This window comes from Streptococcus mitis (genome assembly GCF_003942965.1).
GTDB lineage: Bacteria > Bacillota > Bacilli > Lactobacillales > Streptococcaceae > Streptococcus > Streptococcus mitis_BH.
Map to the genome: position 1 here is coordinate 16,285 of NZ_RJOG01000018.1, position 22,284 is coordinate 38,568.

21 protein-coding genes, 1 tRNA gene, 1 rRNA gene, 1 other RNA gene, 1 pseudogene and 1 riboswitch are annotated in these 22,284 nt (G+C 39.0%); of the genes and pseudogenes, 1 reads left to right on the forward strand and 24 read right to left on the reverse strand.

Annotated elements, in window-relative coordinates:
• The 22 genes from D8837_RS06600 to comW all read right to left on the reverse strand — a co-directional run bounded on the left by D8837_RS06600 (position 1) and on the right by comW (position 21,401).
• Positions 1 to 729 (reverse strand): ABC transporter ATP-binding protein, encoded by a 729-nt coding sequence (locus D8837_RS06600; protein ID WP_050246574.1) that lies wholly within the window; start codon positions 727 to 729, stop codon positions 1 to 3.
• Positions 729 to 1,736, reverse strand: coding sequence for an ABC transporter substrate-binding protein (locus D8837_RS06605; protein ID WP_049501969.1), 1,008 nt, complete (start codon positions 1,734 to 1,736; stop codon positions 729 to 731). Before D8837_RS06605 ends, D8837_RS06600 begins: the two co-directional genes overlap by 1 nt.
• 37 nt (positions 1,737 to 1,773) lie before the next feature.
• Complete coding sequence (locus tag D8837_RS06610) at positions 1,774 to 2,532, reverse strand: ABC transporter permease (RefSeq protein WP_185755683.1); 759 nt, start codon at positions 2,530 to 2,532, stop codon at positions 1,774 to 1,776.
• Complete coding sequence (locus D8837_RS06615) at positions 2,495 to 2,785, reverse strand: thiamine-binding protein (protein WP_045612468.1); 291 nt, start codon at positions 2,783 to 2,785, stop codon at positions 2,495 to 2,497. Before D8837_RS06615 ends, D8837_RS06610 begins: the two co-directional genes overlap by 38 nt.
• 68 nt (positions 2,786 to 2,853) lie before the next feature.
• A riboswitch (TPP riboswitch) is annotated at positions 2,854 to 2,956 on the reverse strand.
• A gap of 82 nt (positions 2,957 to 3,038) precedes the next feature.
• Positions 3,039 to 4,232: an SH3 domain-containing protein gene (locus D8837_RS06620; protein WP_125456560.1), complete on the reverse strand. Its 1,194-nt coding sequence runs from the start codon at positions 4,230 to 4,232 to the stop codon at positions 3,039 to 3,041.
• A gap of 88 nt (positions 4,233 to 4,320) precedes the next feature.
• Positions 4,321 to 4,587 (reverse strand): Veg family protein, encoded by a 267-nt coding sequence (locus tag D8837_RS06625; RefSeq protein WP_001278169.1) that lies wholly within the window; start codon positions 4,585 to 4,587, stop codon positions 4,321 to 4,323.
• A gap of 1 nt (position 4,588) precedes the next feature.
• Positions 4,589 to 5,941, reverse strand: coding sequence for a replicative DNA helicase (dnaB, locus tag D8837_RS06630; protein WP_120770774.1), 1,353 nt, complete (start codon positions 5,939 to 5,941; stop codon positions 4,589 to 4,591).
• A gap of 43 nt (positions 5,942 to 5,984) precedes the next feature.
• A complete protein-coding gene (gene rplI, locus D8837_RS06635) occupies positions 5,985 to 6,437 on the reverse strand; it encodes a 50S ribosomal protein L9 (RefSeq protein WP_000864214.1) in 453 nt (150 codons plus the stop codon).
• Positions 6,434 to 8,407, reverse strand: a complete 1,974-nt coding sequence (locus D8837_RS06640) for a DHH family phosphoesterase (protein ID WP_125456561.1) — start codon at positions 8,405 to 8,407, stop codon at positions 6,434 to 6,436. The genes rplI and D8837_RS06640 overlap by 4 nt, the downstream gene beginning before the upstream one ends.
• A gap of 199 nt (positions 8,408 to 8,606) precedes the next feature.
• Positions 8,607 to 11,621 (reverse strand): SIALI-17 repeat-containing surface protein, encoded by a 3,015-nt coding sequence (locus tag D8837_RS06645; RefSeq protein ID WP_125456562.1) that lies wholly within the window; start codon positions 11,619 to 11,621, stop codon positions 8,607 to 8,609.
• 520 nt (positions 11,622 to 12,141) lie between these two features.
• Positions 12,142 to 12,972: a class B sortase, LPKTxAVK-specific gene (srtB, locus tag D8837_RS06650; protein ID WP_125456563.1), complete on the reverse strand. Its 831-nt coding sequence runs from the start codon at positions 12,970 to 12,972 to the stop codon at positions 12,142 to 12,144.
• A gap of 74 nt (positions 12,973 to 13,046) precedes the next feature.
• Positions 13,047 to 13,670 carry an amylase-binding adhesin AbpA gene (gene abpA, locus D8837_RS06655; protein ID WP_125456564.1) on the reverse strand — a complete coding sequence of 208 codons (624 nt, stop codon included), beginning with the start codon at positions 13,668 to 13,670 and terminating at the stop codon, positions 13,047 to 13,049.
• Positions 13,671 to 13,934: 264 nt separating this feature from the next.
• The gene (locus D8837_RS06660; protein ID WP_125456565.1) at positions 13,935 to 14,903 is read right to left on the reverse strand and encodes a ribose-phosphate diphosphokinase; all 969 of its coding nucleotides are present in this window, start codon (positions 14,901 to 14,903) and stop codon (positions 13,935 to 13,937) included.
• Between the two features lie 145 nt (positions 14,904 to 15,048).
• Complete coding sequence (locus tag D8837_RS06665) at positions 15,049 to 15,864, reverse strand: PrsW family intramembrane metalloprotease (RefSeq protein WP_125456566.1); 816 nt, start codon at positions 15,862 to 15,864, stop codon at positions 15,049 to 15,051.
• 24 nt (positions 15,865 to 15,888) lie between these two features.
• Positions 15,889 to 16,386 carry a beta-class carbonic anhydrase gene (locus D8837_RS06670; protein WP_185755684.1) on the reverse strand — a complete coding sequence of 166 codons (498 nt, stop codon included), beginning with the start codon at positions 16,384 to 16,386 and terminating at the stop codon, positions 15,889 to 15,891.
• 72 nt (positions 16,387 to 16,458) lie between these two features.
• Positions 16,459 to 17,820, reverse strand: a complete 1,362-nt coding sequence (gene radA / locus D8837_RS06675) for a DNA repair protein RadA (protein WP_125456568.1) — start codon at positions 17,818 to 17,820, stop codon at positions 16,459 to 16,461.
• Between the two features lie 13 nt (positions 17,821 to 17,833).
• Complete coding sequence (locus tag D8837_RS06680; protein ID WP_185755685.1) at positions 17,834 to 18,400, reverse strand: histidine phosphatase family protein; 567 nt, start codon at positions 18,398 to 18,400, stop codon at positions 17,834 to 17,836.
• Positions 18,351 to 18,794, reverse strand: coding sequence for a dUTP diphosphatase (locus tag D8837_RS06685; protein ID WP_000702002.1), 444 nt, complete (start codon positions 18,792 to 18,794; stop codon positions 18,351 to 18,353). The genes D8837_RS06680 and D8837_RS06685 overlap by 50 nt, the downstream gene beginning before the upstream one ends.
• 55 nt (positions 18,795 to 18,849) lie before the next feature.
• An RNA gene (ffs, locus tag D8837_RS06690) (signal recognition particle sRNA small type) lies at positions 18,850 to 18,948 on the reverse strand.
• 32 nt (positions 18,949 to 18,980) lie between these two features.
• Positions 18,981 to 19,448, reverse strand: a complete 468-nt coding sequence (tadA, locus tag D8837_RS06695; RefSeq protein ID WP_001110112.1) for a tRNA adenosine(34) deaminase TadA — start codon at positions 19,446 to 19,448, stop codon at positions 18,981 to 18,983.
• A gap of 199 nt (positions 19,449 to 19,647) precedes the next feature.
• The gene (locus D8837_RS06700) at positions 19,648 to 20,934 is read right to left on the reverse strand and encodes an adenylosuccinate synthase (RefSeq protein WP_001832534.1); all 1,287 of its coding nucleotides are present in this window, start codon (positions 20,932 to 20,934) and stop codon (positions 19,648 to 19,650) included.
• A gap of 230 nt (positions 20,935 to 21,164) precedes the next feature.
• The gene (gene comW / locus D8837_RS06705; RefSeq protein WP_049544022.1) at positions 21,165 to 21,401 is read right to left on the reverse strand and encodes a sigma(X)-activator ComW; all 237 of its coding nucleotides are present in this window, start codon (positions 21,399 to 21,401) and stop codon (positions 21,165 to 21,167) included.
• Positions 21,402 to 21,636: 235 nt separating this feature from the next.
• Here comW and D8837_RS06710 point away from each other — a divergent pair.
• Positions 21,637 to 21,862, forward strand: a pseudogene (locus tag D8837_RS06710) (transposase); the annotation flags it as partial.
• Positions 21,863 to 21,957: 95 nt separating this feature from the next.
• On the opposite strand, the gene D8837_RS06715 reads toward D8837_RS06710, so the two are convergent.
• A tRNA-Asn gene (locus D8837_RS06715) sits at positions 21,958 to 22,031 on the reverse strand.
• A gap of 5 nt (positions 22,032 to 22,036) precedes the next feature.
• Positions 22,037 to 22,152 (reverse strand): 5S ribosomal RNA (gene rrf, locus D8837_RS06720).
• Positions 22,153 to 22,284 lie beyond the last annotated feature (132 nt).

A 22,284-nucleotide genomic window follows, 5' to 3' on the forward strand; every position in this document is an offset into this window, starting at 1 on the left:
CTACTTATCTAAGCCTAATTCTACCAAGATTTGACGTTTGTAGGCAATCTTTTGGACTTCCTTGTCCTCATCTTCAGACCAATCTAGTTTAATTTCTGAAACAATCTGCCCAGGGCGATTTTTCAAGATATAAATGCGGTCGCTAAGATTGAGAGCCTCTTCGATACTATGCGTGATAATCAGGGTCGTCAGCTGCAACTGCTTGTGAATCTCCAGATACCAAGCGTGGAGTTCCATCTTGGTCATCTCATCCAAGGCGCTAAAAGCCTCATCCAAGAGAAAAAGCTTGTGCCCGAAAAGGTAGGTACGAAGCAAGGCTACACGCTGGCGCATCCCGCCACTAAGTTCATGAGGGTATTTATCTCTTACAGCTGTCAACTGGAAGGTCGCAAGAATTTCATCTGCGCGAGCAATAGCTTCTGCCTTATCCACCTTTTGAATCAAGAGGGGCAGAATGATATTACCAAGCACCGTCTTGTGTTCCAAGAGCAGATCCTTTTGCAACATATAACTCACGCGCCCCTTGGGATTCTCCTCCCCATCAAGGACAATTCTTCCTGACTGAACTTCTAAAATCCCCGCAATTAAGTTGAAAAGCGTAGTCTTACCAACACCACTTGGGCCTAGGATAGAAACCACTTCACCTGAAGTCACTTTCAGATTGATATCCTCTAAAATCCTCTCTTGACCATAAGCATAACTGACGTGTTCTAGTCTAATTTCTGTCATTATTTTACAAATTCGTTGGTGAAGCCTTTATCTGTCAAGTCTTCTTTAAGGATACCATTTTCTTTATCCCATTTGTAGAAGGCATTCCAGCGAGCTGCATCAAATTGACCCCATTTTTCCTTGTCGCTTGCGTATTCTTTTGACAAGTATTTTTGAGATTCGATGACAAAGTCACGTTTTTCCTTGAGTTCAGGCGCATTCTTGATGAGGATATCTGCAGCTTCTTCTGGATGCTCCATAGCATATTGGTAACCTTTTTTGATAGCTTGGATGACTTTACGTGCTTCTTCTTTGTTGTCTTTGAGGTAGTCGTTGTTGGCGATGATAACTGGTGAGTAGTAGTCAAATTCTTTAACGTAGTCTTTCAAGTACATAAAGTTAGCATCTACACCTTGAGATTTAGCCAGAATTCCATCCCATCCATAGTAGATCCAAGCAGTGTCAAAGACACCATTAGCAATCGGTGTGATAGAGTTTGAGTCGTTATTTGGTACTTTTTCCACCTTCTCAAAGTCCCCACCTTGTGATTCTACTAAGGTTTTCAACATAGCAAGTTCCGTTGGGTCATTCCAAGTCCCGTATTTCTTACCAACCAAGTCTTTTGGACTAGCTACATTGTCAGATTTACGAGAAATGATTCCTGATGTATTGTGCTCTACGATAGCTGCAACGGCAGTAATTCCTGCTCCTTTTTCCAATTTTTTAGCCATATAGTCTTGGAAATAGACTGCAAATGGTGCCTTACCGTTAATAACCAAGTCAGAAGAACTTTCTTCTGGTGGCAATTTCAAATCAACATCCACTCCAGCTTCTTTGAAATAACCTTTTTCCTTAGCAACATAAAGCCCTGTGTGGTTAGTATTTGGAGTCCAGTCTAGGATAAAGTCGATTTTCTTGAGTTCTGCCTCTTTGTTGTCTTTAGAAGCAGTTCCTTGACCACAGGCCACAAGCACAACAGCTACAAGAGCTGTTACAAGCGTTAAAAACACTTTCCATGTTTTCTTCATTTTGATTTCCTCTTTTCTTTTTTGAAACATTCTTATGTTACAAACGTTTCCATTTAATAACATATTTTTCACTAATATCGACCAATTTCATACCGAGAAGGCTGATAACCGATACCAGAATAATAATGGCAAACATGGTATCATACTGAAACAGTTTCTTGGACTGAATCATGTAGACACCTAGTCCTTCAAAGCCTCCCAACCACTCAGATACCACTGTTGTGATGAAGGCGTAGGAGACACTGACCCTCAGACCTGCATAAAAGTAAGGCAGGCTGACTGGAATTTTAAAATGCCACAGGATTTGCCAAGGCTTGGCTCGCATCAGACTAAACAAGGTCAGCATATCCTTGTCACAATGCCTAAAACCGTCCAAAATGCTGACGATGATGGGGAAGGTTGTCGTCAAGATAATCAAGACAATCTTGGGCAAAATCCCATAACCTAGCCACAAGACCAAGATAGGAGCTATGGCAATAGTCGGAATGGTCTGAACAACCACCATCATAGGGTAAATCAGGTCATTGAGCCAAGTCAAACTATCCATGAGCACAGCCATGAGACAGGCAATCAAGACTCCCAAAATTAGACCTAGCAAAGCCACTCTCAAGGTGGCCCAGCTATGGTGCCAGAGAAATTCTCTGTCACGAACAAAGGCCTGGAGAATTTCAAGAGGGGTCGGCAGGATAAACTTAGGAAGAAGTTTAAGCAACCCTGCTAGCTGCCAGATTGACAAGACCCCTAGAAAGCCCAACAGACTAATGTGTCGTCTCAGTATACTTTTCAAGTTTCTCATCAATACTTAAAATCTCTCCTACATTTATTTTGACATTGGCAAAGACATTATCTGCCTCCTGCCCTGCCACTTCCAGCGCTTCTTTGAGAATGCGCATGAGCTCATCAAACTCTCCTTCCAAGACCGTTTCAAATGGTGTCACCACCATGGTCACTTCTTGAGCTTTCAGATAAGCAATGACCTGATCAATAACAGCTATTCTATCAATCCCCTGTGATAGGGGTAAAACTTGCAAGGCAATGCTTGCTTTCATAACAACCTCCTCTTCTTGTTTTCCTTTGACAAAAAGAAAAACCTTTACCATATATGGAAAAGGTCAAGAATAGACTAAGTATCGTTCCCTACGCTGGCATTACCCAGATCAGGTGCGGTCGAAGTTTAACACTTCCTCTCAGACTGTACACAGACTCCCATATATTATATGGACATATGATAGCGCAAAACAAAAAAAATGTCAAGGAAACTGCTTACAGAAAAGAGTAGGAAAAATTTCCTACTCCAATTTTCTATACTCGTTCTCCATTACTGTTTACTCTGTAGCCATCCACCGTCGTATTCACAGCCAAGGCGCCTGAAGAGTAAGAATAATACCACTTACCTGAGACTTGATACCAACCTGTTTTCATTGCTCCTGAACTATCCAGATAGTACCACAGACCATTTTCCTTTAACCATCCTGTCTGCATTTCACCAGATGATTTCAAATAATACCAGGTAGAACCATCTTTCAGCCATCCCGTCGCCTTGGAACCATCTGATTTGAAATAATACCAACTACCATTTATTTTCTTCCAACCAACAGTCAATCCATTATTTAAGCTATGATTAGAGCTATTTACTGATTGATTCTGTGACGAAGTCACTCCCTCCAACTGAATATAACGACGATTTCCACTATACGAAATGTAACTTAACCACTTGTAACCATCCTTTTCTATCACCTGATCATAATGAACATTCTCACCTGGATCATAATAGGCAAGTGTAGTTGCAGTTGATAATGGTTGAGTTTTGATAGCAGCTTTTGTCTTAAAATAATGAGTTCCTTTTGTTGAATAAGAAGGCTGAATCGTTACAACTTGATTGTTTGACACTTCATTAGAACCATTTGACTCCTCCTGAGAATTGCTTACTAAATCCTTTGAACTATTTGATACCTGTGTTGAATTACCAGCTATATCTTTAAAATGAATAAAACCGGTCATCTTGCTTGCTTTTACAATTCGTTTATTATAGTTACCTTTATAATCATAGTTATATTCCTCAATTTCTATATTATCTCCCATCACATTTGAAACCCAAGCAACATGTCCATAGCCCCCTGCTGTAGACCAAGCAATAGCTCCAATTGCTGGTTTATTATCGACACGATAACCTTCACGACGAGCACGATATCCCCATTCGTTAGCATTCCCATAAGCTCCTGGTAGCTCAAAACCATTCACACTACTCAAGCGAAAGGCTGCAAAAGAAGTACACTGGCGAGAATACATCCGCCACTTATCAATCGTCTGGCTACCATTTTTATAGTAAGCAGGATAATCATCCCCACGCGCAATCGATCCACTTCCTCCAGAATTGGCATAGACACTTTCACCCGCTGATAGCATCAATCCTACTACTAAAAAAGGAACAACCTTTTTAACTGATTTTCTAAAAGAAAAACCTGTCTCTGCTACTGTAAATGATGAACTTTTCATTCTTCCTCCTTGAAAAATAATATAAATCGAAGATTACCTTCACTTAAACTATTCGGAGAAAAAAGAAAAAGTGAGAAAATTTCTCACTTTAGTCAAGATAATGAATCAAATTCTTTTCAGTAAGAATATCTGAGTAAGTAAAGGATTCAACGTAAACATTAGCTTGTTTATCTCCTTCAACATTCCCAAATTCCACGATAAATAGAGACGGATAAACCTCGATTAGCTTACCTAATCTATTTTTTTGGCGCTTACGACCATTCTCCAAAGTCATTTCTACGACTTGTCCCTCATGTGCCTTGATTTCTTCTTTGATTTTTTTCATCTTAGCTACATCTGTAAATGCATCTGACATCTTATGCCTCCCTCTTTGAGATACTTGAAAATTTATTGTATTCTTTTTGGAAAATTAATTCCACCGTTCCACGAGCTCCACTACGGTTTTTCTCAATAATAACTTCTACCTTATTATTTGGGATACCTTCCTCTTCTTCACCACCACGCTCATAATAATCATCGCGATAAAGAAAGGCTACGATATCAGCGTCCTGCTCAATAGACCCAGATTCACGAATATCAGACAATACTGGTCTCTTATCCTGACGTTGTTCTACACCACGAGAAAGCTGACTTAGAGCGATTACTGGAACCTTCAGTTCCTTAGCTAAAATTTTCAACTGACGTGAAATTTCTGAAACCTCTTGTTGACGATTTTCTCGACCAGTTCCCGTGATAAGCTGCAAATAGTCTATCAAAATCAAACCAAGATTTCCAGTTTCTTGAGCTAGTTTACGAGAGCGAGAACGAATCTCTGTAATCCGAATCCCTGGCGTATCATCGATATAGATACTTGCATTAGCTAGATTCCCTTGAGCAATGGTATATTTTTGCCACTCCTCATCAGTCAATTGACCCGTACGGATAGAATGCGATTCCACCAAACCTTCTGCCGCCAACATACGGTCCACTAGACTTTCCGCACCCATTTCGAGTGAAAAAATAGCAACTGTTTTGTCCAACTTAGTCCCAATATTCTGAGCAATATTCAAGGCAAAGGCTGTCTTACCAACCGCCGGACGAGCTGCTAAGATAATCAACTCCTCCTCATGAAGACCAGTCGTCATATGATCCAAATCACGATAACCTGTCGCAATCCCTGTAATATCGGTCGTTTGTTGCGAGCGAGCTTCCAGATTTCCAAAGTTGATATTCAACACATCTCGAATGTTCTTAAATCCACTTCGATTAGCATTTTCGCTGACATCAATCAGTCCTTTTTCTGCCTGAGCAATGATTTCATCAGCTGGTTGAGAAGCCTCGTAAGCTTGATTGACAGACTCTGTCAACTTGGCGATTAATCGCCGTAGCATAGCCTTTTCTGCAACAATTTTAGCATAATACTCCGCATTAGCAGAAGTTGGCACAGAATTGACAATCTCAACCAAGTAAGACAGACCACCAATATTTTGCAAATCACCTTGATTATCAAGAATGGTACGAACCGTTGTTGCATCTATAGCATCGCCACGATCGGATAAATCGACCATAGCTTGGAAAATCAAACGATGGGCATACTTAAAAAAGTCCCGAGACTCAATATATTCTCGCACAAAAACAAGCTTACTCTCGTCAATAAAGATAGCCCCCAAAACGGATTGCTCAGCTAAGATATCTTGAGGTTGTACTCGTAACTCTTCTACTTCTGCCATCAGACTTCCCTTCCTTTTACAATCTTGTCAAGAAAGTGTAAATTTACCCTTCTTTCACACGAAGATTGATTACACTTGTGATATCTTGATAGATTTTCACTGGTACATCAATCAAACCAACTGCTCTAATCGGAGCTTGTACTTGAATATGACGTTTATCAATCTTAATTCCAAATTGCTTTTGCAATTCTTCTGCAATTTTCTTATTAGTAATAGAACCAAAGGTACGGCCATCTGGACCAACCTTTTCAACAAATTCTACAACAGTTTCTTCTGCTTCAAGTTGGGCTTTAATTGCTTTTGCTTCTGCAATCATCTCAGCGTGAGCTTTTTCTTCAGATTTTTGTTTACCACGAAGTTCACCTACAGCTTGAGCAGTCGCTTCTTTGGCTAGATTCTTTTTGATAAGAAAGTTTTGCGCATACCCTGTTGGTACTTCCTTAATTTCGCCTTTTTTCCCTTTTCCTTTGACATCTGCTAAAAAGATTACTTTCATTCTTCTTTCTCCTTTTCCTTTATTTCATTTAATACAATTTCTGTCAGTTTTTCACCTGCTTCTGACAAGGTTAAATCTTTAATTTGAGCTGCTGCCAAATTAAAGTGACCTCCACCTCCCAGCTCTTCCATAATCCGTTGTACATTCAGCTTACTACGACTGCGAGCTGAAATCGAGATAAATCCTTGTGTATTCTTCGCAAGAACAAAACTCGCTTCAATACCTGACATAGCTAACATGGCATCTGCTGCCTTACTAATAACAACTATATCATAGCATTTTGAGTCCTTAGCCTCTGCTATTAGTACATCTGAACCTAATTTACGCCCCTGTAAAATCAGTTCATTGACCTCACGATATTCTTCAAAATCCGTCGCAGCCATTTCCTGGATAGCAATGCTATCACTTCCGCGCGTTCTGAGATAGCTAGCAACATCAAATGTCCGACTAGTCACTCGTGAAGTGAAATTTTTAGTATCCAACATCATACCAGCCATTAAAACACTCGCTTGCATACGACTCAAACGATTTTTCTTAGAATTCTGGAACTGGATCAATTCCGTTACCAACTCACTGGCACTACTTGCACCACTTTCGATATAAGTGATAACTGCATTGTCTGGGAAATCCTGATCCCTTCTGTGGTGGTCAATAACAATGGTTTGAGTAAATAAATTATAAAAATCTTTTGATAAAGTTAAAGCTGTCTTTGAATGGTCTACAAGAATCAACAAAGAACGATTGGTCACCATTCCCATTGCATCCTTAACAGACAACAACTTCGTGACTCCTTCTTTTTCTAAGAATGAAACAGCTCGTTCAATATCCGGCGACATTTGTTCTTCGTCATAAATAGCATAGCTATTTTCAATTACATTGCTGGCAAACAACTGCATACCTACAGCAGAACCCAAAGCATCCATATCAAGGTTTTTGTGACCAACTACAAAAACCTGATCTACACTCCGAATCTTATCTGAAATAGCCGTCATCATAGCGCGCGTACGTGTCCTTGTACGTTTGATTGACGCCGCAGATCCACCACCAAAATAAACGGGATTTTTCGTTTCGTCATTCTCCTTGACAACCACCTGGTCTCCACCACGCACTTCAGCCAGGTTCAAATTGAGCAAAGCAACTTTCCCTATCTCATCATGATTTCCGTCACCATAAGAAAATCCCATACTTAAGGTCAAAGGCAGCTGTCTCTGTTTCGCCTCTTCTCTGAATGCATCAATAACAGAAAATTTATCATTCATCAACTCTTCAAGTACGGTATAATCAGTAAAAAGATAAAAGCGATCCATACTCACTCGACGAGAGAACATAGCATGTTTCCCAGCAAATTCTGAAACAAAATTAGCTACAAAACTATTGATATGACTGATATCAGACTCTGATGTTTCATCTTCTAAATCATCGTAGTTGTCAACGGAGACAATCCCAATCACAGGTCGACTTGTCACTAACTCAACAGTCGCTTCGTATTCTCCAGACACATCAAAGAAGTAAAGAACTCCAGATACCTTGTCCATATGAACCGAATAGCGAGTCTCACCCAAGGTGGCATAAGAACCTGGATTCCCTACAGAAGCCTTTATAATTGTTTGAATTAATGCCACATCAATCTCTCCAGCTTCATTAGTCAAGATTAATTCAGCATAAGGATTGAACCATTCAACTTCACCTGACGATAAGTCTAGTTTAATAACTCCGACAGGCATCTGTTCTAACAAGGTTGTCAAACTATCTTCAGCTTGGTGGTTTACATACTGGATTTGTTCTATCTCGACTTTTTCATACTCTTTTTTTTGTTGTATGAATAAAAATAAAAAAAGCAGAATAAATAAAAATAAGAGACTGATTATTAAAAAATTACTTTTTGAAAAAATAATCAAAACTGTTAGGATTCCAAAAATCGCAATCCCTAATAGAATTACAGTAAATAGGGTTAAATCATTTTTTTTCATTCTAAACCTCTTGCGCATTATTATATCATAAAAACGCTTAAAAAGCGACTTTTAAAAGATAGTATGCACCCAGCAAATTGTGACTTTCTTAACGAAAAATGATATAAACTATGTCGTACAATTTCATTAGCAAATGAATCTCTATAAACCCAATCGAACTAAAAAGAGAAGGACCTTCATCCTTCTCCTTTATTGTAATTTAGTTTTTGCGCTTAACAAATGGTAGAGCACCAAGGAGTAATCCAAGGAATCCTACTGATGCTAATGCAGCGCTTTCTTGACCACCAGTATTTGGAAGTTCTTTTTTATCTTCCTCTTTTGCAGCTGGTGCTTGGTATGTGTTATCTTGGCTAGTTCCTGCTACAGCTGGTGTGTTAGTTTGTTGTACTGCAGGAACTTGTTGATTAGAACCACCTTGTTGTACTGCAGGAGCTTGTTGGCCAGAACCACCTTGTTGTACTGCAGGAGTTTGTTGACTAGAACCACCTTGTTGCCCACCAGGAGTATTTACTGCTGGTTGAGTTTGTCCATTTTCAGGAGTCACAGGACCTGTGTATTCTGGAACTTTGTTCACTGCTGGGAGGTTCTTAGATAAAGTATCGAATGCTTCTTCTAAATCTGCTAAACGTTCTTTTAATCCCTCAACGTAATAATCTTCAGAGCCGTTCTCTTCACCATCTTTGATTTGTTCTTTTACTTTAGCGATTTCGTCTAAGATTTTTTTGATTTCAGGATTGTTTGCACCAAATTCTGGAAGTTTTACAACAGGAGCATCTTTGGCATTTTCGCCAGTTGGTTTTGGAGCTTCACCTTCAGGTTTATTAGGAACAGTAGGTGCTTCTTCATCATTTACTCCACCGTTAAACTCTGGTTTATTTTCAGTTGTTGGTGCTTCTTCATCGTTAACACCACCAGCAAATTCATTAGCATTAGGAGCAGTAGGAGCGTCTGCATCATTTGCTCCACCAGTAAATTCATTAGTATTAGGAGTAGAAGATGGAGCTTCATCATCATTTACGCCACCACTGAAGTCTTTAGGTTCTTCACCTTTAGGAACTTCTTTTAAGTTTTCGATATGACCTAAAGTTGCGTTGTAATCATCAGTTAGTTCATCAATTGCAGCTTTGTATGCTTTTACTACTTCGTTAACTTCGTCGAACTTAGCTTGAGCTTCATCAGCAGCAGTTTTAGCAGAAGCAAAAGAAGCTTCTAATTTAGTAACAGCATCTTGTAATCCATCTTGAATAGCTTGATCAGCTTGGTTTTTCTTAGCTGTTTCAAGCGCTGCTTTAGCTTTGTCTAAAGTTTCTTTTTGTTTATCTAATGCAGCATTTTTTTCTTCTACTGCTTTAGCTTTTTCAGTAGCATCAGCTTTGTCTTTATCAGCTACTTTAGTTAATTTTTCGATTTTTTCAACTAAATCATCAGCGATATCTTGAAGTTTTTTAACAATTGGTTTAGAAGCTTCTTTGTTATAAGCAGCATCTAGTTTTTCTTTATCAGCAGCTGGAAGCTCAGATAAAGGTTTACCTTCTTGTTTTGTAGCACCGATTTCGTCAGCTTGAGGATCTTGATCTTTAGTAGCTTCAGCAGTCGCATTTTGATTTTCTAATTCTTTAAGAACATCTCCTGCAGTTAAGTCGCCTTTTTCAACTGCAGCTAAAATATCTTCTTTACCTAATGCTTTTTTAGCTTCTTCTTTATTTGTAATCGTAGCATCAGCATCGATATCTTTTTCTAATTGATCTAAAGCAGCTTTAAGAGCTTCTAAGTTATCTTTTTCTTCTTTTTTAAGTTCTTCAACTTTAGCTTTTGCTTTTTCAGCTTCTTCTTTAGCTTTAGCTAATTCAGCTTCTGCGTCAGTTTTAGCTTTATCTGCTTCTTCTTTTGCTTTTTCTGCAGCTTTTACATCTTCAGCTTCTTTAGTAGCTTTAGCTGTAGCTTCATCTGCTTTTGTTTTAGCTTCGTCTGCTTTTTTCTGCAATTCAGCAACTTTAGCATCAGCTTCTGTTTTAGCTTCAGCAGCTTTTTCTGCTTCTGTTTTTTCTGCTGGTTTAGCTGGTTCTTCTTCTACCGGTTTAGCTGGCTCGTTAGCTTCTTTTTCTTTAGCTGCTTTCACTTCTTCTAGAGTTTTGTTGTACTCATCAGTAAGTTTGTTTAATTCATCAGCAACAGCTTTAGTATCCGAAGCAGCTTGATCAAATGCATTTTGTGCAGCATCACGCTCTTTTTCAATCGCAGTTACAGCTTTTTCTAGTGGTGCTGTGATATCTTCACCAAATCCATTATCTTTAGCAGATTTAAGAGCTTCTTTAGCTTCNTTTAATGTATCTTCTTGTTTTTTAAGAGTTTCAGCTTTTTTATCTTCTTCAGCTTTTAATGCATCCGCTTCTTTTTTAAGCTCATCAACATTTTCACCTAAATCATCAGCTTTATCTTGAAGTTTTTCTGATGCAGGACGAGCAGCATCTGCTTTTTCAGCTTTGTCAATTCCAGCCTTAATGTCTGCTGGTAATTGATCTTTAGATTTAGCTTCTTCAGCTGGAGTTGTTGCAACGTTAGCTTCATTAGCTTGGTCTTTATTTCTTAATTTTTTCTCAGTTTCTTTATTAGCTTCAGCTTTTTTATCATCATCTGCTAATTCAGCAAGAATATCAGAAGCTTTTAAGTCACCAGCTTCTACAGCCTTTAATAAATCTTCTTTTGCTTTTTTGTCAAGCAATTCGTTATCAGGAAGTTGTTTCAAAGCTTCGGTTAAAGCTTCTTTAGAATCTGCTTCTTCTTTTTTAGCGTCTTCTTCTTTTTTAGCTTCTTCTTTAGCTTTAGCGTCAGCTTCAGCGGCTTTTTCTTTAGCAGCAGCTAATTCATCGTCTGCAGTTTTTTTAGCTTCTTCAGCTTTAGTTTTTGCAGCGTCAGCTTCATCAGCTTCTTTTTTCTCAGTTTCAAGTTTTTTAGCTGCTTCATCAGCCACAGGAGTAGTTGTATCTACTTTTGCTTGAGCTTCAGTAACTTTAGCTTCAGCAGCTTTAGCATCAGCTTCTGCTTGTTTAATTTCTGGACTTGTAACTTCTGATTTAGTTCCAGTTTCTCCGGCTGGTTGACTAGCTGTAGGTTGCTCTTCAGCTTTTACAAGTGACGGTTGAGACGCAGCAAGCGCAGCTCCTAAAACAGCTACACTAGCCAAGCTTGTTAAAATGATTTTCTTTTTATCCATTTTGAAACCCCTTTTATAAAATCATATTCAGGTTCATTATAACGCTTTCCAATAATATAGTCAAATAATATATTACAAATATCAAGCCTTTTTATTTATATTATAAATAAAAAATCGGCATAATAAAAAACTTTATTTTATAAGCTTTCAGTTTATTTGCTTTCTATTTTCTATACTATATTTATTTCATCTACTCTGAGTAAAAGTCTTATTTGTTTGAAGAGTAATCCATAAAGTATAACTGGAAACTCATCCAACAAGATAGACTAAACTTACGGGGTAAGAAATTTTATAGTACTAGTTTTCTAATGCATCTGCTTCCTCACTCTATCTTAATTTGCATGACAAAGAAATATTTTTCTAAAAAATATTAAAAAAGCCAGCAATATCAAAGATTACTGACTTATTTATTTAGATCATTTAAATGAAATAAAAATTAACTAACAATAAGATAATAGGAAGTAAAATCAAATCTATCCAAATTATCCCACATTATGAATAACTCACTTAAAACTAAAAACTATCTAGTTGGTTTGTAAGCTAGTTGATCCTTATGTTGCTTCACAAACTCAGTCACTTCTGAATCTGGAATTTGACGAAGGTAAAGATTAGCACGAATCGTGTCATCTTCTTCACGACAAGTCGAGAGAACACAGTACTTGTCTTTCGCTGATACTTGCACATTAGGTTTCTTAACTTCAGCAGTCTCATAAATAGTCGTTAACTGCTTTTGGAAATCCTGATCACTATCAAAAGAAGTACGGTAAAATGCTGTTACTTCCGGTACAATAATCATCGCAACAGTTTCATAATAATATTTTCTCTCCGGAGTTTCAATAACTACATATGGATGCTCATCAAAATACTCTTGACGACTGAAATAATTCACATCTTTAAACATACGGTGGTCAGGCACTTTACTACCACGAGCGTGACCAAATAACCAAGTCAAATGATCATTAAAATCCTTCTTGTTATCTGTGTCCATAAAGACTGTCCCCATCAAAGGTTCGTTGACACCATCAAAGCGCTTATCTAAGTAAGTTGAGTTATCAGTTGTCTGAACGACTGGTTCATCCAACTGGGTACCTGGAATATATACGTAACCAACTGTTTCAGAGTTTGTACTTAGCAAACCGCTGAACTTATTCTTAAGATATTCTTTTTCTTCTGCTGATGTCGTATCAGTTTTTTGTGTTGTTTGGGCTACTTTAGCTTCGCTCGCTTTTTCAGTTGGCGCTAAGAAATTTTTATAGAGGAAAAAACCTCCTAAAGCAACGAGAGCCACTGCAACGATTGAAGCAATTATTTTAGTAATTGGTGATTTTTTTGTCGTAGAACGTCTACTCATCTTTTCCTCCCTTATTTTTTATCAAAAAAATCACTGAAACCAAGTTTCAGTGATTGGCTACTTTTTAAATAAAATTATTTAGCAGCGTGTGTTTTTGGAAGAGCTTTTTGACCAGCTTTAGCGTCTACACCAGCTTTTTTAGCTGCGTCGTCAGCTTTTTTAGCTTGATCTACTGCACCTGGTTTACCTTGGTCTGGAGTAGCTGATGGGTTAGTTGCGTCGTTGCTTGCTCCTGGACGTTTACCAGTGTTGTTTTCGATATCATCAGCGATACGAACATCGTTTGGTTTGTTGTCTTCGATACCAGTAGCATCATTCCAGTAGTTACCTTGAGCTTGTGCTGCAGCACGAACTTTCTCTTGGATTACTTGAACGTAACGGTTACGAACAATGTTACGAGCTTCTGCACGAGCTGCGTCAACTTTAGCTACATATTCGCCGTAAAGGTGACCTGAACCGTATGCTTCAAGAGCTGCTTTAGCTGCTACAACTGCTGGTTGTCCTTCAGCTTCTGCGTTGATTTCTGCTTCGTGAGCTGCAACTTGTGTATTTACTTCATCTGCAATATCACGTTCAGAAACATATTTCTTTTGGATCAATTGGTTAGATGAATTTGGGTTTTCACCTTGTGCAAATGCTGGCGCTGCTGCAGAAAATACTGCAAGAACTGCTGCTGATGTCAATAAAACTTTCTTCATTGTTTTATCTCCTCTGTAATTTTTTAATTTATATTATAAGGATTTACCTTACTGCCTACATTATATCATATATATGTAGATTGTCAAGCATTTTTTATTTTTTTTAAAATTTTAACGAAATTTATCAGAACTCTTTCGGAAAAAGCAAATGAAATCTTTTTATCACTAGTAATAGTTGATGAAAATTCTAAACAAATCGATTCATTATTGCCATTTTTTAGAGCTTCTGATTCCTTTAGTATTTGTGAATTTTAGAAATAAATCTTAAATCTTTTTCTCAATACTGAAAAGTGGAGAAAGTGGGCGTTTTTCATGGATACGTACAATAGCATCCCCTAGAAGATGAGCGATTGAAATTTGCTCAATCTTATCGATCAAACGCTCTTCTGGCAGATAGATGGTATCCAAAACAACCAATTTCTTAATAGCTGATTTTTGGATATTGTCCATAGCAGGACCAGAAAGAACTGGGTGTGTACAGCTCGCATAGACTTCAACAGCACCAGCTTCTGCAAGGGCATCTGCAGCGTGACAAATCGTTCCAGCAGTATCAATCATATCATCAATCAAGATACAAGTCTTGCCTTCGACCTTACCGATGATATTCATGACTTCACTAGTATTCATCTTATCAACGCTACGACGTTTGTCAATGATAGCAATAGATGTTTTCAAAAATTCTGCCAACTTACGGGCACGAGTCACACCTCCATGGTCTGGGCTGACAACCACATAGTCAGAACCAACCATGCCACGACGCTCAAAATAATCCGCAATCAGAGGAGCCCCCACCAAATGATCCACAGGAATATCAAAGAATCCTTGAATCTGCGCAGCATGCAAGTCGATGGTCAATAAACGATCCACTCCAGCTACTTCAAGCATATTTGCGACAAGTTTTGAAGTGATTGGCTCACGCGCTCTCGCCTTTCTATCCTGACGTGCATACCCATAGTAAGGCATGACAACATTGACAGATTCTGCACTCGCACGCTTCAAAGCATCTACCATAATCAAAATTTCAAGCAGATTGTCATTTACAGGCGAACTAGTTGATTGTAGGATAAAGACGTGTTTCCCACGGATTGATTCTTCGATGTTGACCTGAATCTCTCCATCTGAAAATTGGCGAACACTTGATTTCCCCAACTCTATCCCAATCTCCTGCGCTACACGTTTTGCCAATTCTTGATTAGAAGAAAGGGCAAACAGCTTTAAATCAGAAAAAGACATGATTTCCTCCGGTATATATGTATCGCTTGTGCTTTTCACAAGATTTTTCCATCTACCATTGTAGCGCTTTTTACGCTATTTTTCAATCAAAAATAAAAGAAGGGCAGCATATTTGTGCCCCTGCATCATTCTTTTAAAAAATATTCTAGTTCATCAACTCATTGTGCTTCTCAACAAAACGATACGCCTGATAAAAACCATAGAGAGTAATAGCCGTAACCACTGAAATCGCTAATGGCAACTCTGTCTCCAACTCCACAAAAGGAGAGTTAAACAAGAAATGAGTTCCCAAGGCTAAACCTAGGAAAATAAGCCCCTGTTTCTTGCCAACCTTCTGCCCTTTATAGGCTCTGTAAAGCAAGTAAACACCTACTACAGCCAGACCTGAAAAAGTCCAGTGAGAGGCAATTCCTGAGATGATACGCTCTAAAATTCTCGAAATAGTAAAGTCAAAGCCCTCTGGCAAATCCGTACGAATATAGCCAATATCCTCAATCATTTGGAATCCCAAACCAGAAGCAATTCCTAGTAAAAACAAAGATTTTAATTTTCGCACAGGAATCAAAGCTAAAACAAAAACAAGTGGCAACAATTTCAAGGGTTCTTCTACCAAAGGAGCCACAATAGCACTTTCAAAGGCATTTAAAAATGCACTATCTGGGAAAAGAGCACCCAGTAAATCATGGATATAGGTATTAGAAAAACTAGACAACCAGCCTGAAAGGAACATCCCACCCAATAAAGACAAGATCAAGGCATTCTTTGGCAATTCCCATTTTTTCCCAATACGGAAAAGGAAATAAAGAGCTGGAATCATGTAAAAGAGAGCTAGAAAGACAGAAACTCCCATTAGTCCATATTCCGCACCTGACATCGAACCGTCCGTATAGTAGATGGTTTCATACTGTAAACCAATACATAGCAATAAAATAAAAATAAATAAAATACTGTTTTTCTTCATACACTCTCTTTCTAAATGAAGTATTTATAATTCTACGACTGTCATACTTCCTGTATCTACATCGTAAATAGCACCAGAGATAACGACATCATCTGGTATTAAGGGAGACTCGATAAGAAGTTGCATATCCTCACGCATACTCTCCTCTATATCTTGGAAGGGCAAAAAGTCCTGATCTGACACATCGACACCTAGTTCCTCTTTTAAATACTCCTGAAAAGGCCCATTTTCAAAGGTCTGAGCACCACAGTCTGTATGGTGCAACACCACAATCTCTCTTGTCCCCATTTGTTGCTGGGAAATAACTAGCGAACGAATCATGTCCTCAGTCACTCGACCACCTGCATTCCGCAAGATATGAGCATCCCCAAGTGCCAAACCTAGAGCTTGCGCAACGTGCAAACGAGAGTCCATACAGGTCACAATGGCTACTCTAGTTTTGGGTTTAAGTGGCAGATTTAACTGCCCATGTAGGGCAACATAAGCCTGATTGGCTTGCATAAACTGTTCAAAATACGACACGATTCCCTCCTTGAAAATTTGATAGTCAAATATTTCTCCTATCTTATCATTTTTAAGAGGATTTGTCACAGATTAAACAAAAACCTTTTTCAAAACTTCCTGAATCGTTGTCACGCCAATGACCTGAATTTCCTTAGGCGGAGTGATTCCTGTCAAGGAATTCTTAGGTACATAGATTTTTGTAAATCCAAGTTTAGCAGCTTCATTGATGCGTTGCTCGATACGATTCACGCGCCGAATCTCTCCTGTCAAACCAAGTTCTCCTACAAAACATTCCTGAGGATTGGTTGGCTTGTCTTTATAGCTCGAAGCAATGGCAACTGCAACAGCTAAGTCAATGGCAGGTTCATCCAATTTAACACCGCCAGCAGATTTGAGGTAGGCATCCTGATTTTGTAAGAGAAGACCTGCTCGTTTTTCCAAGACAGCCATAATCAAGCTAGCACGATTAAAGTCAAGTCCTGTCGTTGTACGCTTGGCATTTCCAAACATGGTCGGTGTTACCAAAGCCTGAACCTCCGCCAAAATTGGACGCGTCCCTTCCATAGTCACAACGATTGACGAACCAGTCGCCCCATCCAAACGCTCCTCTAGAAAAACTTGACTCGGATTGAGTACCTCAACCAAACCGCCCGACTGCATCTCAAAAATCCCAATCTCATTAGTGGAACCAAAACGGTTTTTGACCGCTCTCAAAATACGAAAGGTATGGTGGCGCTCCCCTTCAAAGTAAAGCACCGTATCCACCATATGCTCCAACATACGAGGACCAGCTAAGGTTCCTTCCTTGGTCACATGCCCTACGATAAAGATGGCAATATTATTGGTTTTAGCCAGCTGCATGAGCTCAGCAGTCACCTCACGCACTTGAGAAACAGATCCCTGTACCCCTGAAATCTCGGGAGACATAATAGTCTGGATGGAGTCAATAATGAGGAAGTTTGGCTGGATTCTTTCTACTTCAGCTCGAACACTCTGCATATTGGTCTCTGCATAGAGATAAAACTCGCTATCAATATCTCCCAAACGCTCTGCACGTAGTTTAATCTGCTGGGCAGACTCCTCCCCACTGACGTAGAGAACCGTTCCCACTTGGGACAACTGGGTTGAGACTTGTAGGAGAAGAGTCGATTTCCCGATTCCAGGATCCCCACCGATTAGGACGAGACTTCCTGGTACCACTCCGCCTCCAAGTACACGGTTGAATTCCTCCATCTCCGTCTTGGTTCGATTGACATTGATTGAAGTCACCTCAGCCAGTTTCATGGGCTTGGTTTTCTCACCTGTCAAGGACACACGCGCATTCTTGACCTCGGCAACCTCAACCTCTTCTACAAAAGAAGACCAAGACCCACAGTTGGGGCAACGTCCCAGATATTTAGGGGAATTATACCCACAATTTTGACATACAAATGTCGCTTTTTTCTTTGCGATAATAAACCTCTTTCTATATCTCTAACTCACACTCAATCACTTGGCAAAAATCAATCTTTTCATTTGGCACAAACTGACGCATGAGCATGTTATGAGCGACAACTACCACAGTCTGGTGTTCTCGATACTTAGACATACATTCTAGAAAACGAGACTTCATCTCCGTAGCTGTCTCATATTGAATAGGACTATTAGGAAGTAACTCCCCATTATTTTCTAGAAACATAGTACGAGCTTTTTCAAAATTATCTGTGCCACTTTCATAGACCTGCCATTCATGTAACAAAGGCTCTACTCTTAAAGGAAGACCCGTAGCACAAACCACATAAGAAGCCGTTTCTAAAGCTCTTGTGACTGCAGAAGATATGATTATTTCAGCTGAAGGGAGTAAAGGATTGGTGATCAGTTTCTGGGCTTGGTGCCGTCCCTTCTCAGACAAGGGTGCCAAATCTATCCCAAATCCCGTATAAGAACGCTCCTCTAACTCACGATAACCTGGCTCCCCGTGACGCACAAAGATAATCTTCATCCTAGTGCCCTGTCGATCCAAATCCACCAGTCCGCACGCCGTCTGCCGCATCTCCATCTGCAATTAAGAAAGGAGCAAAGACAGCCTGAACCACACGTTCCCCAACTTCAAGAACAACTTCTTGATCTGTAATATTCTTCATCTGAGCAAAAATATGCCCTTCATTCCCAGGATTTCCATAATAATCCCCATCAATGACCCCAACCGAGTTAATTAAAACCAAGCCCTTCTTACGAGGGTTTGAAGAACGATCATATAGGTATAGAACCTCAGTCGGTTGCATATAAGCCTTAACCCCTGTCGGAACCAATACAATCTCTCCTGGAGCAATAACCGTACGCACAGCAACCTTTAAGTCGTAACCAGCCGCATGCGCCGTCTCACGCTTGGGCAATAAATTTTCATCTGTAAAAGTCGAAACCAATTCAAAACCACGAATTTTCATCATCTTCTCTTTTCTATTATCATTTATTCTAGATTATTCTATCTTATTTATTCGGAAAAAGCACGAAAAAAAGAGCACACAATTCAAATCGCTTAGGGCTGCTGGATTCCTCCCCTGACCCGCTTCACGCAGAACTGTTGCTCCACTATTAATTATATCACATTCCTATTCATTTTAAAAGCAAAATTATTTTTTCCGTCTATTTCTAAAAAAGTCCTGCATAATAGCTGCGCATTCATCCTCCAAAATTCCCGTTTCAACCTCCACACGATGATTGAGACGCTCATCTGTCAAGATATCATACAAACTCCCAGCAGCGCCAAATTTCTGGTTTTTAGCCCCATAGACCACGTTTGGAATACGGGCAAGCCCAATCGCCCCGCTACACATGACACAAGGCTCAATGGTCACAAAAAGCGTGCAATCCAGCAAGCGCCAGCTCTCCTCACTCAGGTTCGCATTCTCTATAGCCATAATCTCTGCGTGCATAACCGCTCGCTGCAACTCCTCACGTGCATTATGTCCACGACCAATGATTTCTCCGTCCTTGACAATCACACAACCAATTGGAATTTCATCGTGTTCAAGAGCAATCTCAGCCTCTCTCAAAGCTTCCCTCATAAAGACTTCTTTTTCTTCAACTGTATAATTCATCAATTTCCCTTTTACTACTTATCGATTTTATTATTATATCATGAATCCCAAGACAAAAAAAGCCACCGAATGCGGTGACTTTATAGGGAGATTATTATGAAAAAGAAAAGTTTAGGATATTTGTTACAACAAGTTAGGAGGTCTTCTTGTAACTGTCTATAGTATACCCGACCTATCTTAAACAAATCTTAAAAATCTCTTAGGACCAAACACTTTCTAAAATATTTGTTTGTTCACGACCAGGACCTACTGAGAAAGTAGAAATACGAACGCCAACCAATTCACTCACACGACGAACATAGTTACGCGCATTCTCAGGAAGATCTTCCAAATTACGAACTCCGGTAATATCTTCTGACCAACCTGGCAACTCTTCATAGATAGGCTTGCAACGTTTCAATTGCTCAAGACTAGCTGGATAATAGTCAATACGTTGACCATCAAGATCATAGGCCACACAGATTTTCACAGTATCTAAACCACTCAAAACATCGATAGAGTTCAATGAAAGGTTAGTAATACCAGAAACGCGACGGCTATGGCGCATCACAACTGAATCAAACCATCCCACACGACGTGGACGACCAGTTGTTGTACCATATTCATGACCGACTTCACGGATACGTTCTCCCACTTCATCAAACAACTCAGTTGGGAAAGGACCGTCTCCTACACGACTCGTATAGGCTTTACATACACCAACAACCTTGTCAATCTTACTTGGACCAACACCAGAGCCAATTGTAACACCACCAGCCACAGGGTTTGATGACGTAACAAATGGATACGTACCTTGGTCGATATCTAGCATAACACCTTGTGCACCTTCAAAAAGCACACGCTTACCATTATCAAGCGCATCATTCAAAATGACAGATGTGTCTGTCACATATTTCTTGATTTGTTGACCATATTCGTAATATTCTTCAAAAATATCATCGAAAGCAATCGCTTTACTGTCATACAATTTTTCAAAAAGACGATTCTTTTCAGCAAGGTTACGTTCTAAACGCTCACGGAAAATATCTTTATCCAAAAGATCTGCAATACGAATCCCAACACGAGCAGCCTTGTCCATATAAGCTGGACCAATTCCCTTAATTGTAGTACCAATCTTATTGTCGCCTTTAGCTTCTTCTTGCAAACGATCCAACTCGATATGATAAGGCAAAATGACATGCGCGCGATCAGAAATACGCAAGTTATCAGTTGTAACACCTTCCTCATGAAGATAGCTCAACTCTTTTACAAGAGATTTAGGATTTACAACCATACCATTCCCAATAACAGAGATTTTTTCAGGGAAGAAAATTCCAGATGGAATCAAGTGCAACTTAAATTTCTTACCATCAATCACAATCGTGTGACCTGCATTATCACCACCTTGGTAACGTGCAATCACTTCTGCATTCGCTGAAAGGAAGTCTGTAATCTTCCCTTTACCTTCATCACCCCATTGGGTACCTACAACAACAACTGAAGTCATAATTTTGTCTGAGCTCTCAGGCTCTTCCTTTCTCACATACATGGCAGGACTCTCACCTGCAATTATATCTTACAATTTATTATAAGAAAAATTCGCCTTTTTATCAAGAAGAAACAATAGAAAGATTTGCTATTTCCAACTATTAAAAAATATTTTAGAAAAATTAACAGCTATTTATCATAATTGTTCCGTAAAAGAGTAAATTAGTTCGGGAATTCACTCGTGCTGCCTCAACAAGAAATAAAACCTCGATTCATTATCATCTTTTCAAGATACAAACGATAAGCAACACGATAATGGTAAACGATAAAATCCCTACGACACCCAATGCCATATCGAACTAAATAATAAATCAAAAATTTAAAATGAAAATGTTCCCATTCCCAACTATCACCAAAGAAAGTAGCATACTCTTCTTCGATACTGTTATAGAAATCTGTCATCTGATCATAAATACTTTGTAGCATAAATATATACTCCTTTTCTTTTTATGACCTTATTCTAACAAAAAATTATAAACAGATATTATCAATTCCTGAATTGCTCAAATACCAACCTCAACAAGATAATAAATAGGAAAAGTTAACAAAATAGGAACAAATTTACTACCTAAATTAGACTATTATAGACCTTATTAACTGTGAACTGTGTTAAATACTAAAAGAGACTGAGGTAAAATCTTAAATTAAGAAAAACGCATAGCATCAGATTTTTCAGACTGTTTTTAAATTTTTTCTCAAGGACAAATATAAAATCGGCAATACTCTTCAATCACCCTATTACAACGCCCAAATTGGAAGCAATGAATAATTTCATCAAACTTATCAAGCATAATGTCTTTGGTTTTCGGAACTTTAAAAACTTCAAAAAAAGAATTTTCATCGCTATAAACATCAAAAAAGAAAGGACGAAATTTGTCCTTTCTAGATATTATCTTTTCTTCACCCCACTAAAGTTGACAAAGAGCCTATTTTTATGTTTACGAAAATAAAAAAAGAGGACTTAACCTCTCTTAATTAACTACTCCGCCAGTAGGACTCGAACCTACGACATCATGATTAACAGTCATGCGCTACTACCAACTGAGCTATGGCGGAATAAAGCTAAGCGACTTCCATATCTCACAGGGGGCAACCCCCAACTACTTCCGGCGTTCTAGGGCTTAACTTCTGTGTTCGGCATGGGTACAGGTGTATCTCCTAGGCTATCGTCACTTAACTCTGAGTAATACCTACTCAAAATTGAATATCTATTCAAACCAAGAAAACCGCTCGCTTTCATATTCTCAGTTACTTTGGATAAGTCCTCGAGCTATTAGTATTAGTCCGCTACATGTGTCGCCACACTTCC

What these genes read in the sequence shown, in the direction of transcription:
- dnaB (WP_120770774.1), bottom strand. Translation starts at nt 5,941, where the DNA reads ATGGCAGAAGTAGAAGAGTTACGAGTACAACCTCAAGATATCTTAGCT.
- D8837_RS06610 (WP_185755683.1), bottom strand. Translation starts at nt 2,532, where the DNA reads ATGAGAAACTTGAAAAGTATACTGAGACGACACATTAGTCTGTTGGGC.
- D8837_RS06660 (WP_125456565.1), bottom strand. Translation starts at nt 14,903, where the DNA reads ATGTCTTTTTCTGATTTAAAGCTGTTTGCCCTTTCTTCTAATCAAGAA.
- D8837_RS06680 (WP_185755685.1), bottom strand. Translation starts at nt 18,400, where the DNA reads ATGCGGCAGACGGCGTGCGGACTGGTGGATTTGGATCGACAGGGCACT.
- D8837_RS06685 (WP_000702002.1), bottom strand. Translation starts at nt 18,794, where the DNA reads ATGAAAATTCGTGGTTTTGAATTGGTTTCGACTTTTACAGATGAAAAT.
- srtB (WP_125456563.1), bottom strand. Translation starts at nt 12,972, where the DNA reads ATGAGTAGACGTTCTACGACAAAAAAATCACCAATTACTAAAATAATT.
- D8837_RS06615 (WP_045612468.1), bottom strand. Translation starts at nt 2,785, where the DNA reads ATGAAAGCAAGCATTGCCTTGCAAGTTTTACCCCTATCACAGGGGATT.
- comW (WP_049544022.1), bottom strand. Translation starts at nt 21,401, where the DNA reads ATGCTACAAAGTATTTATGATCAGATGACAGATTTCTATAACAGTATC.
- D8837_RS06640 (WP_125456561.1), bottom strand. Translation starts at nt 8,407, where the DNA reads ATGAAAAAAAATGATTTAACCCTATTTACTGTAATTCTATTAGGGATT.
- abpA (WP_125456564.1), bottom strand. Translation starts at nt 13,670, where the DNA reads ATGAAGAAAGTTTTATTGACATCAGCAGCAGTTCTTGCAGTATTTTCT.
- D8837_RS06620 (WP_125456560.1), bottom strand. Translation starts at nt 4,232, where the DNA reads ATGAAAAGTTCATCATTTACAGTAGCAGAGACAGGTTTTTCTTTTAGA.
- D8837_RS06700 (WP_001832534.1), bottom strand. Translation starts at nt 20,934, where the DNA reads ATGACTTCAGTTGTTGTTGTAGGTACCCAATGGGGTGATGAAGGTAAA.
- D8837_RS06625 (WP_001278169.1), bottom strand. Translation starts at nt 4,587, where the DNA reads ATGTCAGATGCATTTACAGATGTAGCTAAGATGAAAAAAATCAAAGAA.
- tadA (WP_001110112.1), bottom strand. Translation starts at nt 19,448, where the DNA reads ATGAATTATACAGTTGAAGAAAAAGAAGTCTTTATGAGGGAAGCTTTG.
- D8837_RS06665 (WP_125456566.1), bottom strand. Translation starts at nt 15,864, where the DNA reads ATGAAGAAAAACAGTATTTTATTTATTTTTATTTTATTGCTATGTATT.
- D8837_RS06600 (WP_050246574.1), bottom strand. Translation starts at nt 729, where the DNA reads ATGACAGAAATTAGACTAGAACACGTCAGTTATGCTTATGGTCAAGAG.
- D8837_RS06605 (WP_049501969.1), bottom strand. Translation starts at nt 1,736, where the DNA reads ATGAAGAAAACATGGAAAGTGTTTTTAACGCTTGTAACAGCTCTTGTA.
- rplI (WP_000864214.1), bottom strand. Translation starts at nt 6,437, where the DNA reads ATGAAAGTAATCTTTTTAGCAGATGTCAAAGGAAAAGGGAAAAAAGGC.